General features: G+C 70.0%; 11 protein-coding genes and 1 pseudogene. 7 read left to right on the top strand and 5 right to left on the bottom strand.

The window, feature by feature from the left end; translation table 11 throughout:
• Positions 1 to 450, bottom strand: a pseudogene (locus FV227_RS08540) (2-octaprenyl-6-methoxyphenyl hydroxylase); the annotation flags it as partial.
• 178 nt (positions 451 to 628) lie between these two features.
• On the opposite strand from FV227_RS08540, the gene tesB reads away from it, so the two are divergent.
• The 4 genes from tesB to FV227_RS08520 all read left to right on the top strand — a co-directional run bounded on the left by tesB (position 629) and on the right by FV227_RS08520 (position 5489).
• Positions 629 to 1519: an acyl-CoA thioesterase II gene (gene tesB / locus FV227_RS08535; RefSeq protein ID WP_147728183.1), complete on the top strand. Its 891-nt coding sequence runs from the start codon at positions 629 to 631 to the stop codon at positions 1517 to 1519.
• 307 nt (positions 1520 to 1826) lie between these two features.
• Positions 1827 to 2165, top strand: a complete 339-nt coding sequence (locus tag FV227_RS08530) for a P-II family nitrogen regulator (protein ID WP_147728184.1) — start codon at positions 1827 to 1829, stop codon at positions 2163 to 2165.
• A gap of 86 nt (positions 2166 to 2251) precedes the next feature.
• Positions 2252 to 3757, top strand: a complete 1506-nt coding sequence (locus tag FV227_RS08525) for an ammonium transporter (RefSeq protein ID WP_147728185.1) — start codon at positions 2252 to 2254, stop codon at positions 3755 to 3757.
• Between the two features lie 454 nt (positions 3758 to 4211).
• Positions 4212 to 5489 carry an outer membrane beta-barrel protein gene (locus FV227_RS08520; RefSeq protein WP_147858736.1) on the top strand — a complete coding sequence of 426 codons (1278 nt, stop codon included), beginning with the start codon at positions 4212 to 4214 and terminating at the stop codon, positions 5487 to 5489.
• Positions 5490 to 5610: 121 nt separating this feature from the next.
• Here the strand turns inward: FV227_RS08520 and FV227_RS08515 are convergent, their stop codons facing one another.
• Positions 5611 to 6780, bottom strand: a complete 1170-nt coding sequence (locus FV227_RS08515) for a phosphoserine transaminase (protein ID WP_147858735.1) — start codon at positions 6778 to 6780, stop codon at positions 5611 to 5613.
• A 305-nt stretch (positions 6781 to 7085) separates the two neighbouring features.
• Here FV227_RS08515 and FV227_RS08510 point away from each other — a divergent pair, with 305 nt between their 5' ends.
• On the top strand, positions 7086 to 7646 hold the full coding sequence (locus tag FV227_RS08510) for a hypothetical protein (protein ID WP_147729989.1): 561 nt from the start codon (positions 7086 to 7088) through the stop codon (positions 7644 to 7646).
• A gap of 36 nt (positions 7647 to 7682) precedes the next feature.
• Here FV227_RS08510 and trmD read toward each other — a convergent pair whose 3' ends face one another.
• A complete protein-coding gene (gene trmD / locus FV227_RS08505) occupies positions 7683 to 8414 on the bottom strand; it encodes a tRNA (guanosine(37)-N1)-methyltransferase TrmD (protein ID WP_147858734.1) in 732 nt (243 codons plus the stop codon).
• 78 nt (positions 8415 to 8492) lie between these two features.
• Between trmD and FV227_RS08500 the strand changes: the two genes are divergently transcribed.
• The gene (locus tag FV227_RS08500) at positions 8493 to 9239 is read left to right on the top strand and encodes a methyltransferase domain-containing protein (RefSeq protein ID WP_147858733.1); all 747 of its coding nucleotides are present in this window, start codon (positions 8493 to 8495) and stop codon (positions 9237 to 9239) included.
• A gap of 175 nt (positions 9240 to 9414) precedes the next feature.
• Here FV227_RS08500 and FV227_RS08495 read toward each other — a convergent pair whose 3' ends face one another.
• Complete coding sequence (locus FV227_RS08495) at positions 9415 to 10113, bottom strand: glutathione S-transferase C-terminal domain-containing protein (RefSeq protein WP_147729124.1); 699 nt, start codon at positions 10111 to 10113, stop codon at positions 9415 to 9417.
• 113 nt (positions 10114 to 10226) lie between these two features.
• Here FV227_RS08495 and FV227_RS08490 point away from each other — a divergent pair, with 113 nt between their 5' ends.
• Positions 10227 to 10802, top strand: a complete 576-nt coding sequence (locus FV227_RS08490) for a TetR/AcrR family transcriptional regulator (protein ID WP_147729122.1) — start codon at positions 10227 to 10229, stop codon at positions 10800 to 10802.
• Positions 10803 to 10892: 90 nt separating this feature from the next.
• On the opposite strand, the gene FV227_RS08485 is transcribed toward FV227_RS08490, so the two are convergent.
• Positions 10893 to 11996 (bottom strand): aromatic ring-hydroxylating dioxygenase subunit alpha, encoded by a 1104-nt coding sequence (locus tag FV227_RS08485; protein WP_147729123.1) that lies wholly within the window; start codon positions 11994 to 11996, stop codon positions 10893 to 10895.
• Between the last annotated feature and the right edge of the window lie 75 nt (positions 11997 to 12071).

Raw genomic sequence — 12071 nt, 5'->3', positions numbered from 1 at the left:
GGGCACCGCGCGGGCGATCCCGACCGGGTCGAGCGCGACGCCGGCCGCCGCGCAGGCCGCGCGGAGCGCCGCCGCCAGCGTCTCCGCCTCGACCATGTGGGCGAAGGGGCCGTCGGAATCGCGCGGCGTCTGCGCGAAGGTCAGGAAGACCGGGCGGACCGGGTCGGCGAGCCGGCTGTCGCTGATCGCCATCTCGGTGATCGGCGCGGCCGCCGCCCCGAGCCGGTCCCAGATCCCGAGCCGCTCCAGCATGCGCCGGCCGCCGGCCGCGATGGCGAAGGCCCGGCCGCGCTGCCGCTCGGCCGCGCGCGGAAGGCCCGGATCGCAGACCGTGACGGCGAGCGCGTCGCCGTGCGCCTGGCTCAGCGCCAGGGCCAGCGACAGGCCCGGGATGCCTGCGCCCGCGAGCAGCAGGTGGCGGCTGCCCGGGCGGGTCGTCGAACCCCTCATCGCCTCGTCCTCATCGTTCCCTCGCGCGAGGAAGTGACACCGCTTCCGCCCGCAGGCAACGCGCGGGCTCGTCCGGCGGGCGCAGGGAAGCGCGGTCGCACCGCGAGCCCGATGGCGAGGCAGGCCGCGCGGATGCTATGGCGGACGCCTCCTCGCCCCGAAAGCCCGCCGCACAGCCATGCCGACCGATCCCGTCCCGCCGACCGATTCCGGCATCGTCGCCGAGCTTCTCGCCATCCTCGACCTCGAGCGGCTGGAGACCGACCTGTTCCGCGGCGTCAGCCCGCGGAACGGCTGGAAGCGGGTGTTCGGCGGGCAGGTGGTGGGTCAGGCGCTGGTCGCCGCGACCCGGACGGTGCCGAGCGCCCGCGCGCCGCACTCGCTCCACGCCTACTTCCTGCTCGGCGGCGACCCGAGCGTCCCGATCGTCTACGAGGTCGAGCGCATCCGCGACGGGCAGAGCTTCACCACGCGCCGGGTCAAGGCGATCCAGCACGGGCGCGCGATCTTCGCGATGACCGCCTCGTACCAGGTGACGGAAGCCGGCCACGCCCACCAGGCGGCGATGCCCGACGCGCCGCCCCCGGAATCGCTGCCCGACACCAAGTCCCTGCTCGCCAGGGGCATGCCCGGCATCCCCGCGGCGGTGGCCGGCTATTTCGGCCGTCCGCGCCCGATCGAGCTGAAGCCGGTCGACCTGCGACGCTATCTCGAAGGCGGGCCGCAGGCGCCGCTGTGCAACGTCTGGCTGCGCGCGGCCTCGCAGCTCCCCGACGATCCGGCGATCCACCAGGCGGTGCTCGCCTACGCGTCCGACATGACGCTGCTCGATGCCACGCTGATCGTCCACGGGCGCTCGGTGTTCGATGCCGACATCCAGTCGGCGAGCCTCGACCACGCCCTGTGGTTCCACCGCCCGTTCCGGGCCGACGAGTGGCTGCTCTACGCCCAGGACAGCCCCAATTCCGCCGGCGCGCGGGGGTTCGCCCGCGGCCAGATCTTCGCGCGCGACGGGACGCTGGTGGCGTCGGTGGCGCAGGAGGGCCTGATCCGCCCGCGGCCGGCCTAGTTTGGCGTCAAACCGCCGGCAGGCCGCCGCACGCGCCGAATTACTGCGCTTCTGATGAGCATTTGCCCGTTTTGTGTGCGATTACTGCTCAGCTTGAGCCCGTCCCGGCGCCAGTTCGCGACCAAAGCGTGTGCATCCGGCGGTCGCGTGAAAAGGTTCCCAAAAAGTTCGGCGCTGGCATAGTCCTTGAATGAGGGCCCGGCGATCGCGGGGTCATTCGGATCCTGCGCGACCATCCTGGACCGGAACCCCCTGCCGAGCGTCGGCTGCGGCACACGGTTCCCAACCCACGCAGGGGGCGCCAAGCATGAAGATCGTGATGGCCATCATCAAGCCGTTCAAGCTGGAGGAGGTGCGCGACGCACTGACCGGCATCGGCGTGCACGGCCTGACGGTGACCGAGGTCAAGGGCTACGGCCGCCAGAAGGGCCACACCGAGATCTACCGCGGCGCGGAATACGCCGTGAGCTTCCTGCCCAAGCTGAAGATCGAGGTCGCGGTCGCCGCCGACCTGACCAGCACGGTGATCGACGCCATCGCGGGCGCCGCCCGCACCGGCCAGATCGGCGACGGCAAGATCTTCGTCATGCCGCTGGAGAAGGCCGTCCGGATCCGCACCGGCGAGACCGACGCCGACGCGCTCTGAGCCGGCCCGCGAGGGCCGCCGCCCTCACCACCCATTTCTGCCTCGCAACAATCCTGACAGCACCGCGACCCGGGAGTCTCGTGTCCATGAAACTTCGCAACGCCCTCGCGCTCGGACTGGGAGGGGCCGCGCTCGCCCTGGTCCTCGTCGAGCCGTCCCTCGCGCAGACGCCGGTGCCGGAAGCGGCCTCGGCGCCCGCGCCCGTCGCCCTGGTGCCCAACAAGGGCGACACCTCCTGGATGCTGATCTCGTCGGCCCTCGTGCTGATGATGAGCGTGCCGGGCCTGGCGCTGTTCTACGGCGGCCTCGTGCGCACCAAGAACATGCTCTCCGTCCTGACCCAGGTCTTCGCGATCGTCTCGATCGTCTGCCTGCTGTGGGTGTTCTACGGCTACAGCCTCGCCTTCACCAACGGCGGCACCATCAACGACTTCGTCGGCGGCTTCTCGAAGGCGTTCCTGAAGGGCGTTGACCCGAACTCGACCGTCGCCACCTTCTCCAACGGCGTCGTCATCCCGGAATACGTCTACATCTGCTTCCAGATGACGTTCGCGATGATCACCCCGGCCCTCATCGTCGGCGCCTTCGCCGAGCGGATGAAGTTCTCGGCGCTCGTGGTGTTCACCATCCTCTGGGTGACGCTGATCTACTTCCCGATGGCGCACATGGTCTGGTACTGGGGCGGCCCGGACGCGGTCGGCAACGCCGCCAAGGCGCTCGCCATGGCGACCGACGACGCGGCCAAGAAGACCGCGCAGGACGCGCTCGACGCCGTCAACGCCGATGCGGGCTTCCTGTTCAAGAAGGGCGCCCTCGACTTCGCCGGCGGCACCGTCGTGCACATCAACGCGGGCATCGCCGGCTTCGTCGGCTGCCTGATGCTCGGCAAGCGCATCGGCTACGGCCGTGACCTGCTCGCCCCGCACTCGCTGACCATGACCATGATCGGCGCCTCGCTGCTCTGGGTCGGCTGGTTCGGCTTCAACGCCGGTTCCAACCTCGAGTCGAACGGCACCACGGCGCTCGCCATGATCAACACCTTCGTCGCGACCGCGGCGGCGGCGGTCTCCTGGCTGTTCGTGGAGTGGGCGATGAAGGGCAAGCCGTCGCTGCTCGGCATGGTCTCCGGCGCCATCGCCGGCCTCGTCGCCGTCACCCCGGCCTCGGGCTTCGCCGGCCCGATGGGCTCGATCGTCCTCGGCCTCGTCGCCGGCGGCGTCTGCTTCGTGATGTGCTCCACCGTGAAGAACGCGATCGGCTACGACGACTCGCTCGACGTGTTCGGCGTCCACTGCATCGGCGGCATCCTCGGCGCCCTGGCGACGGGCATCCTGGTGGATCCGAAGCTCGGCGGCGTCGGCATCCCCGACTACGCGACCAAGCCCGGCGAGATGGTTCTCGGCACCTACGACATGATGAGCCAGTTCATCATCCAGGCCGAGGCCGTCGGCCTCACCCTGCTGTGGTCGGGCATCGGCTCGGCGATCCTGTACAAGCTCGTCGACCTGACGATCGGCCTGCGCGTGACCCAGGACGAGGAGCGCGAGGGCCTCGACATCGCCGATCACGGCGAGCGCGCCTACAATTACTGATCCATCGACGTCCCCGTGACGCCGACGAAGCCCCGGTGCCCCGCACCGGGGCTTCTTTCGTGACGGCCATCCCCGAGGCGGTCGCGGGGCAGCGGTCGGGGGATCCGGTCCTTCGTCCGGAGGCGTCTCGAACCAAGCCGATGCGTGCAACGTGTCCCGAGGCTCGCGACCAAGTCCAGGATCAGTCCTCGATCGTCGAGCGATTCGCCGATGCAGTCGATCCGGCCCGGTCCGGCGGCGCTTGGTAACGATCCGTTAACGAAGACGCACGGAATTCCGGATGATCCACGCCGGATGGGCCGACTGGTTGTGGTGCGACGGCAACACATCTTGAGCTTGGGGCGGCTGCGGCCGCGATTGCCCGTTTCGTAGGCAATTGCCCGAAAGTTGTTTTTGCGGAGGGTGGGAACTTTCGGCACCTTGGCCGCAGCAAAAAACAAACGGGGCTCGGACTATGACCTTGAAGCTGTTCCTCCAGGGCGCCACGGCGTCGATCGCCACGCTGCTCTGCGTCGGACAGGTGTCGGCCGCCGACCTGTCGGCCAAGCCCGCTCCGCCCCCGGTCCCCGAGGCCTGCAAGGTCGCGATCACCTTCCCGGCCTACGGCGGCGTCATCAAGCAGAACCCGAACCCGAGCTGCTTCACCATCGGCGGCATCGGCGAGATCTACGTCGGCGGCGCGGTGACCGGCTACGCCTACACGCAGACCAACCCGTTCAACACCGCGGTCACGCCGCCCGGCGTTCCCGCCGACCGCGCCGGGCGCGTCGACTTCTCGAACCTGCAGGGCTTCATCCAGAAGGCCGACGGCCCGTTCCAGTTCTACGTCGCGGTCGGCGCCTACACGATCCCCGGCCTCGGCGCGCCGATCTACAGCGCCTTCGACCAGACCGACCTGCTCTTCACCCCGGTCTCGATCGCGTTCGGCAAGTACCAGATCAACGACGAGTGGTCGCTCCAGGGCGGCCGCATGCCGACCAACATCGGCTCGGAGCTGCCGTTCACCTTCCAGAACCTGAACATCTCCCGCGGCCTGCTGTTCAACCAGGAGAACGTGATCAACCAGGGCGTCCAGGTGAACTACGCCAGCGGCCCGTGGGCGGCCTCGCTGGCGGCGACCGACGGGTTCTTCTCGGGTGAGCTCAACTGGATCACCGGCCTGATCACCTACAAGATCGACGACGCCAACACGATCGGCATCAACGGCGGCACGCACTTCAGCAGCTTCAATTCCGGCCTGCAGAGCCTGCGCTTCCAGTACGCCACGCCCCTGTCGCTGCAGAACAGCAGCATCATCAGCCTGAACTACAACTACTCGGCCGGCCCCTGGATCGTGACGCCCTACATCCAGTACACCAACGTCGAGCGCAACGCCGCCCTCGGGCTCAACGGCGCCGAGACCTTCGGCGGCGCGATCCTCGCGAGCTACGCCTTCACCGACAACTTCGCCCTGGCCGGCCGCTTCGAGTACATCGCCCAGAGCGGAAACCGCTTGAGCCTGTTCCCCGACACCTCCGTCCTCTACGGCGCCGGCAGCGAGGCGCTCTCCTTCACCGTCACGCCGACCTTCACCTTCGGCCAGTACTTCCTCCGCGGCGAGTACTCGCGGGTCGAGCTCTACGACATCACCCGCGGCAGCCTGGCGGCCGGCACCCTCGGCACCGGCTTCGGCCGCACCGGCAACCGCACCTCGCAGGACCGCTACATGGTCGAGACCGGCATCACCTTCTGATCCCGGCAGCCTGCGGGGCCGTCCTCACGGTCCCGCATCCACCACGCCAACGAAAACGGGCGGCCCGATCGGGCCGCCCGTTTTCGTTGGCGCGCTGCCGGGTGGCGCGCGGGCCGCGTTCCTACGCCGCCTGCGTCAGGGCCGCCTTCTCCCGGGCGAAGGCCCAGTCGAGCCAGGGCGTCAGCGCCTCGAGGTCGCTCCGCTCCACCGTGCCGCCGCACCAGATGCGCAGGCCGGGCGGCGCGTCGCGGTAGGCGCCGATGTCGAGGGCCACGCCCTCGCGCTCCAGCATCTCGACGATGCCCTTGGCCACGCGCTCCACCACCGCGTCGCCCAGCGCCAGCACGTCGGCATCGGCGATGACGAGGCACACGCCGGTGTTGGAATACGTCGCCGGGTCGACCGCGAGGTTGGCGATCCAGGGCGTGCGCGCGACCCAGTCGTGGATCACCCGCGCGTTGCCGTCCGCCCGCGCATGCAGGGCGTCGAGCCCGCCGAGGTCCTGCGCCCAGGCCAGCGTGTCGAGGTAGTCCTCGACCGCGAGCATGGAGGGCGTGTTGATGGTGTCGCCGGAGAAGATCCCCTCGATCAGCTTTCCGCCCTTGGTCAGGCGGAACACCTTCGGCAGCGGCCAGGCCGGGACGTGGCTCTCGAGGCGGGCGACGGCGCGGGGCGAGAGCACCAGCATGCCGTGCGCCGCCTCGCCGCCCATCACCTTCTGCCAGGAGAAGGTCATCACATCGAGCTTGTCCCAGTCGAGCGCCTGGGCGAAGGCGGCCGAGGTCGCGTCGCAGATCGTCAGCCCCTCGCGGTCGGCGGCGATCCAGTCGCCGTTCGGCACCTTCACCCCGGCGGCGGTGCCGTTCCAGGTGAAAACCACGTCGTTGTGCTTCGTGTCGATCGCCGACAGGTCGGGCAGCACGCCGTAGGGCGTCTGGTGGATGCGCGGGCTGATCTTGAGCTGCCTCAACGCGTCGGTGACCCACTCCGAGCCGAACGCCTCCCAGGCCGCCACCTCCACGGTCCGCGGCCCGAGCATCGACCACATCGCCATCTCGACGGCGCCGGTGTCGGAGGCCGGGACGATGCCGATGCGGTAGTCGGCCGGCACGCGCAGCACGTCGCGGGTCAGGTCGATCGCCCGGCGGAGCTTGGCCTTGCCGGCGACCGAGCGATGCGAGCGGCCGAGCGGCGCGTCGGCCAGGGCCGCCGGGGTCCAGCCGGGGCGCTTGGCGCAGGGGCCGGAGGAGAAATGGGGCACCCGGGGGCGGGTGTCGGGTCGGCGCAACATGAGGATCCATCCTTACAGATGGGCGCACCTCGTCGGGGAGGCGTGTCCCGCCGCCGGGATGCGCCGATGCCGGCGGCCGTGCAAGGGCCGGATGCCGGTTCTCGCCGGCACTGCTGCCCGGAACGCGTTGCGGAAAGGATGTCCGTCTCGCCGCCGGCATCGGATGCGCGCTGTCGGCCCGTCGCATCCCTCCGCTCCAGGGACGCAGCGTGCCTTCCATCATCGGAGACCAGGCCTGCTCTCCGGGAAGAGGTCGTGTCGCCGCGAGGCGGCTCTCATCGCGAAGAGGTAGGACCGCTCAGCACATGGCCGTTGCCGTCACGGATGTCTCTTGCCCTGCGGCCGGCTTCACCGTCTCATGGGCCCGATTCGAGCGTTCAGGTTGCGCGATCGCGCAGAGCGGGGACCTATTCATGAGCATTCGAGCACGCCAGATCGCGATGATCACGACTGCGATGGCGATGATGATCGGCATGTCGATGTGGATGCGTAGCACCTGGGGCCTGACGAGCGATCGCGCTTACGGATTTTCGGGTGTCTTTACGTGGGCTGTCGCGATCATCATCGTTGGCCAACGGTACGCACGGGTGCATCTGAGCCTTTCAGACTATCACGCCATCCACTCGGCCGGATTTGGCGCCCTCTTGCAGGGAGCGATGGCGTCAGGATTTGCACTGGGCCCATCGGGTGATGATCCGAGCACGGTGCTGGCGTGCCTTGCGATGGTTCCCGCCCTGGCAATCGACACCATCAGCCTGCGTGCCTTGTTCTCACGTGAAGAGCGAGAAATTCTCGAGAGCCATCGAGGCTGGTGGCGCGCGAAGTCTGCGACGGACGGGCCTGCGAAAGCCGAGTCGATCTCGTAGCCGTTCCGTCTCCGAACATTCGTCGGGTCGGATGCCTCATCCGTCCTGCGACGGGCCGTGCCTCGACCCGAGCAGATCCGGCCGGCGCTCGGCGGTGATCCGCTCGGATTCGGCCCGGCGCCAGGCGCGGATTGCGCCGTGGTCGCCGCCGGTCAGCACCTCCGGGATCGTCCGGCCCTCCCAGTCGCGGGGGCGGGTGTAGTGCGGATATTCGAGCCGGCCGCTCTCGAAGCTCTCCTCGTCGCCGGACGCCGCCTTGCCCATCACGCCGGGCAGCAGGCGCACGCAGGCGTCGATCAGGGTGATCGCCGCGATCTCGCCGCCGGAGAGCACGTAGTCGCCGATCGAGACCTCCTCGAGAGCGCGGCCGGCGATCACCCGCTCGTCGACCCCCTCGAAGCGGCCGCAGACGATCAGCGCGCCCGGCCCGGCGCTCAGCGCCCGCACCCGCGCCTGCGTCAGCGGCTTTCCGCGGGGCGACATCAGCAGGCGGGGGCGGGCGTCATCCGGCCCGGTCGCGGCGTCGATGGCGGGGCCGAGCACGTCGCAGCGCAGCACCATGCCGGCGCCGCCGCCGGCCGGGTTGTCGTCGACGCTGCGGTGGCGGCCGAGCCCGTGCTCGCGGATGTCGCGGGCCTCGCAGACCCAGTCGCCGCGGGCGAGCGCGCTCCCCGACAGCGAGGCACCGAGCGGCCCGGGAAACATCTCGGGGTAGAGCGTGAGGATGGTCGCCCGCCAGGGCGGGGCGGAAGGGGGCGGGTTCGTCATGGCCGCTTGATGGCGCCGGGACGCCTGCGCGGTCAACGCCGCGGCACCGAGCGCCGCCCTCGCGCGTTCAGGACTTCGATGATCAGACCGCTCCTCGCCCTCCTTCTCGCTCTCCCGGCCCTGGCGCACGGCGCGCAGGCGGCGGAACCCCTGGGACCGCCCGGCGCCCCGGCTGCCGCCTTCCCGAAGCCGGACCGGCCGGTGGCCGAGATCGTCGCGGCGCAATGGGCCTTCGAGGCGCAGCGCGACAAGGCCGACGAGTTCGGGCAGGTCGCCCGCCTGATGGGCTTCAAGCCGGGCGAGACGGTGGCCGACATCGGCGCCGGCAGCGGCTACTACGTCACGCGGCTGAGCCCGCTGGTCGGGCCGCAGGGCCGGGTGCTCGCCGAGGACGTGACGCCGCGCTACCTCGCCGACCTCGAAGCCCGGCTGCGCAAGGCCGACCTGTCCAACGTCACGGTGGTGCGCGGCGAGCCGCACGACCCGCGCCTCGCGCCCGGATCGGTCGACGCGGCGATCCTGGTGCACATGTACCACGAGATCACCCAGCCCTACGGCCTGCTCCACAACCTCGCCGCCGCGATGAGGCCCGGCAGCCGGGTCGGGATCGTGGACGCCGACGACATCCCCTCGCGCCACGGCACGCCGCCCAAGCTCCTGCGCTGCGAGCTGTCCGCCGCGGGTTTTCGCGAGACGGGCTTTTCGGTGCTCGACGGCGGGGTGGGCTACCTCGCGGTGTTCGAGGCGCCGGCCCCCGACCGGCGGCCCGATCCGAAGACGATCACGCCTTGCAGGGACGAGGCGACGCGGGGGAAGGCGCGATAGGGGTCGAGGCCCGGTTTCGCGACCGCCCTCCTCCGATCCATGTCGGGCATGCGGACGGGCGCCGGCACTGGTCGGAAGGCGGCGTCTGCAGGCCGCCGTCCAATGCAAGCCGGCGTCCAAGGGCGGCACGGGGCGGCTCGCGGTGGGGCGATGACCGGAACCGACCGCCGGACGCTCAGGCGCGTTCGTCGATCTCCGGGACGCCGCTGCTCCGGTCGGCGTAGGCGGCGATGAAGGTCGGCCGGGTCTGCCAGCGCCGCCAGAAGGCATCGAGATGCTCGAAGCGCTCATCGAGGGGCGTCGCGTTGACCGGAAACTTGGAGAACGCGATCGCCGTCGCCAGCGTGATGTCCGAGAAGGTCGGCTGATCGCCACCCAGGAGCCACGCGCGGCCGTCGGCGAGATGCCGGTCGACCAGGCCGGCATGCGCCAGCGCCACCTTGCGCGAATGCTCGCCCCAGGCCGGGTTGCTGGTCAGCTCGAGCTTCGGGCCCAGGCCCTGGTGCAGGACGTGGAACGCGGTGACGATGGGGTAGAGGATGTGCACCCACACCCGGCTGTCCCACATCTGGTCGAGGCCGCGCTCGAGCGCCGTTTCGCCCATGATCTTGCGGCCTTCGAACGCCTCGTCGAGGTAGCGGGCGATGGCGGAGGTCTCGCTGAGAAAGGACCCGTCCGCGAGCGCGAGGGTCGGCGTCTCGCCCCAGGCGTTCATCTTCAGGTGCTTCCATCCCCGTTGCTCGCCGACGGGCGACATGTCGTAGACCGTCTCGTCGAAGCGGTCGGCGATGCCCTTCTCGTGCATGAAGATCCGCAGGCGCTGCGGGTTCGGGAAGGCCGAGGGGGAGGTGAAGAGCCTGAGCTTGTCGGACATCGTCGTCTCGCTTTCCATCACGTTCGCCTGTCTGTCAGATGACAGGCAGCACGCTACGTTCCGGCGCTTGTCTCGTCAACCCCTGTCTGCCATATGACAGATGGAGGTTGGGCATGGCAGCGACGTCGAAGGAGAACGTGCGGGAGGCGATCCTGGCGGCCGCCCGGGAGGCGGCGATGGCCTACGGCTACGGCGGTCTCAATTTCCGCGACCTCGCCGAGACCGTCGGCATCAAGGCCGCGAGCATCAACTACTACTTCGCCAACAAGGCCCTCCTCGGCGAGGCGGTCGCGCGCCGCTATTGGGAGGACATCGCCCGCGACCTCGAGGACGTGTCGGCGCATGCCTCGAGCCCGACGGAGGCGCTGAGACGGTACCCCGGCATCTTTCGCCTGTCGCTGGCGCGCGACAACCGCATGTGCCTCAGCAGCTTCATGGCGACGGAATACGATGCGTTGCCCGAGCCGGTCCTGAAGGAGGTTCAGGCTTTCGCCGACGTCAACACGGCGTGGCTGCGTCGGCAGCTCGTCGCCGCCGAGCTGGTCGCGCCGAACGAGGGCGAGGCGAGAGCGCGTGCCGTCTACGCGGCGGTCGCCGGCGCACAGATCGTCGCGCGAAGCCGCGCGGACATAACGCTGTTCGATTCCCTGATCCAGAGTTATCGGGAAGCGGGGCTGCTGCCGAACTGATCGGAGCTGAACGGCAAGATCGCGCTGTCCGAACCGACGTTCCCGCGCGGGATCGCGACCGAGACGCGCATCGGGTCGCCCCGATGCCTCTCACGAGCGCCAGCGCAGCTCCCGCGACTCCAGCGGGTTCGCGAACGGGCGCCCGGCGCGCGCGGCCTCCAGCGCCTCGCGCTTCAGGCGAAAGTACCATTGCGAGGGCAGGTCGCCCTGGCCGAACAGCACCATGGTCGGCTTGCGGTCGAGGCCCAGTTGCGCGTGCTGGAGCACCTGCTGGTCCTGGGTCAGGAACTGGCGCATCAGCGGGCGGGCGACGGGCTTGAGCAGGTTGAGGCCGGGGACGCTCCAGTAGAGGGCGTTGGTGAGCATCGTGCGGTTGGCGGTCAGCGGCGTCGCGAAGGTGTAGTTCGCCAGGCGCTTGGCGCCCGCCGTGATCCGCTCCAGGCGCACGCCGGGAAGGCGGAACTCGATCTCGACGTCGGGCACCCCGCCGAGCAGGCGGTAGACCGGCGAGCTCGTCGTCGTCGCGTGGCTCGACATGACGAAGCCGTGCGGCACCGGCCGAAACGTCTTCTTCTTCTCGCGCAGCGCCTTGGACGGCCGGAACCACCACGAATCGTGAACGAAGGCGACGTGGCCGGGATCGACGAGGCTCAAGGTCGTCAGGTCGAACGAGGCCTCGACCACGAGTTCGACCACGAGCGAGCCGACCGGGTGGAAGTCGAGCGCCGGCAGGGCGGGCGTCTCGCCCGGCGTCCCGAGATGCGGGTTGACCCAGACGAAGCCGGCGCTCTCGATCACGGGGAAGCGCTGCACCACGATCTTCGAGAAGTCGGCCGTGTCGTGCTCGGAGAGGGTCGGCACGTCGCGGCAGCGGCCTTCGGTGGAGAAGCGCCAGCCGTGGAACGGGCAGACCAGCTCGGCGCCGTCGAAGCCGCCCTTGGACAGCGCCATGCCGCGGTGCGGGCAGCGGTCGCGCAGCGCGAACGGGGCGCCGTCCGCATCGCGCCCGATCACGATCTGCTCGCCGTTTAGCTCGACCGCGCGGAGCGCCTTGCCGGTCAGGCCCGAGGCTTGGCCGACGCAGTACCACGCATCCGGCAGCGGCCGGCGCATCGCATCGGGGTCGAGGGCCTCGTCGGCGGCCGGGTCGCGTGCGGGACCGCTCGCGTGGAGAGCGATCGGGGAGGCGGACATGGGGTCTCGCAACGGTTCGGGAACGTCCTCATACGCCGCCCCGCCGGATGGGGAAAGCGAGGCCGCCGTTCCAAC

The sequence above is a fragment of the Methylobacterium sp. WL119 genome, assembly GCF_008039875.1.
In the GTDB taxonomy this organism is placed as follows: domain Bacteria; phylum Pseudomonadota; class Alphaproteobacteria; order Rhizobiales; family Beijerinckiaceae; genus Methylobacterium.
Note: the sequence above shows the minus strand (reverse complement) of the source record. Positions and strands in the feature narration are given on the sequence as shown.

Excerpts from the sequence above, each read along its gene's own strand:
- FV227_RS08520 (WP_147858736.1), top strand. The coding sequence starts at position 4,212 with ATGACCTTGAAGCTGTTCCTCCAGGGCGCCACGGCGTCGATCGCCACG.
- FV227_RS08515 (WP_147858735.1), bottom strand. The coding sequence starts at position 6,780 with ATGTTGCGCCGACCCGACACCCGCCCCCGGGTGCCCCATTTCTCCTCC.
- FV227_RS08490 (WP_147729122.1), top strand. The coding sequence starts at position 10,227 with ATGGCAGCGACGTCGAAGGAGAACGTGCGGGAGGCGATCCTGGCGGCC.
- tesB (WP_147728183.1), top strand. The coding sequence starts at position 629 with ATGCCGACCGATCCCGTCCCGCCGACCGATTCCGGCATCGTCGCCGAG.
- FV227_RS08525 (WP_147728185.1), top strand. The coding sequence starts at position 2,252 with ATGAAACTTCGCAACGCCCTCGCGCTCGGACTGGGAGGGGCCGCGCTC.
- FV227_RS08495 (WP_147729124.1), bottom strand. The coding sequence starts at position 10,113 with ATGTCCGACAAGCTCAGGCTCTTCACCTCCCCCTCGGCCTTCCCGAAC.
- trmD (WP_147858734.1), bottom strand. The coding sequence starts at position 8,414 with ATGACGAACCCGCCCCCTTCCGCCCCGCCCTGGCGGGCGACCATCCTC.
- FV227_RS08485 (WP_147729123.1), bottom strand. The coding sequence starts at position 11,996 with ATGTCCGCCTCCCCGATCGCTCTCCACGCGAGCGGTCCCGCACGCGAC.
- FV227_RS08530 (WP_147728184.1), top strand. The coding sequence starts at position 1,827 with ATGAAGATCGTGATGGCCATCATCAAGCCGTTCAAGCTGGAGGAGGTG.
- FV227_RS08510 (WP_147729989.1), top strand. The coding sequence starts at position 7,086 with ATGGCCGTTGCCGTCACGGATGTCTCTTGCCCTGCGGCCGGCTTCACC.
- FV227_RS08500 (WP_147858733.1), top strand. The coding sequence starts at position 8,493 with ATGATCAGACCGCTCCTCGCCCTCCTTCTCGCTCTCCCGGCCCTGGCG.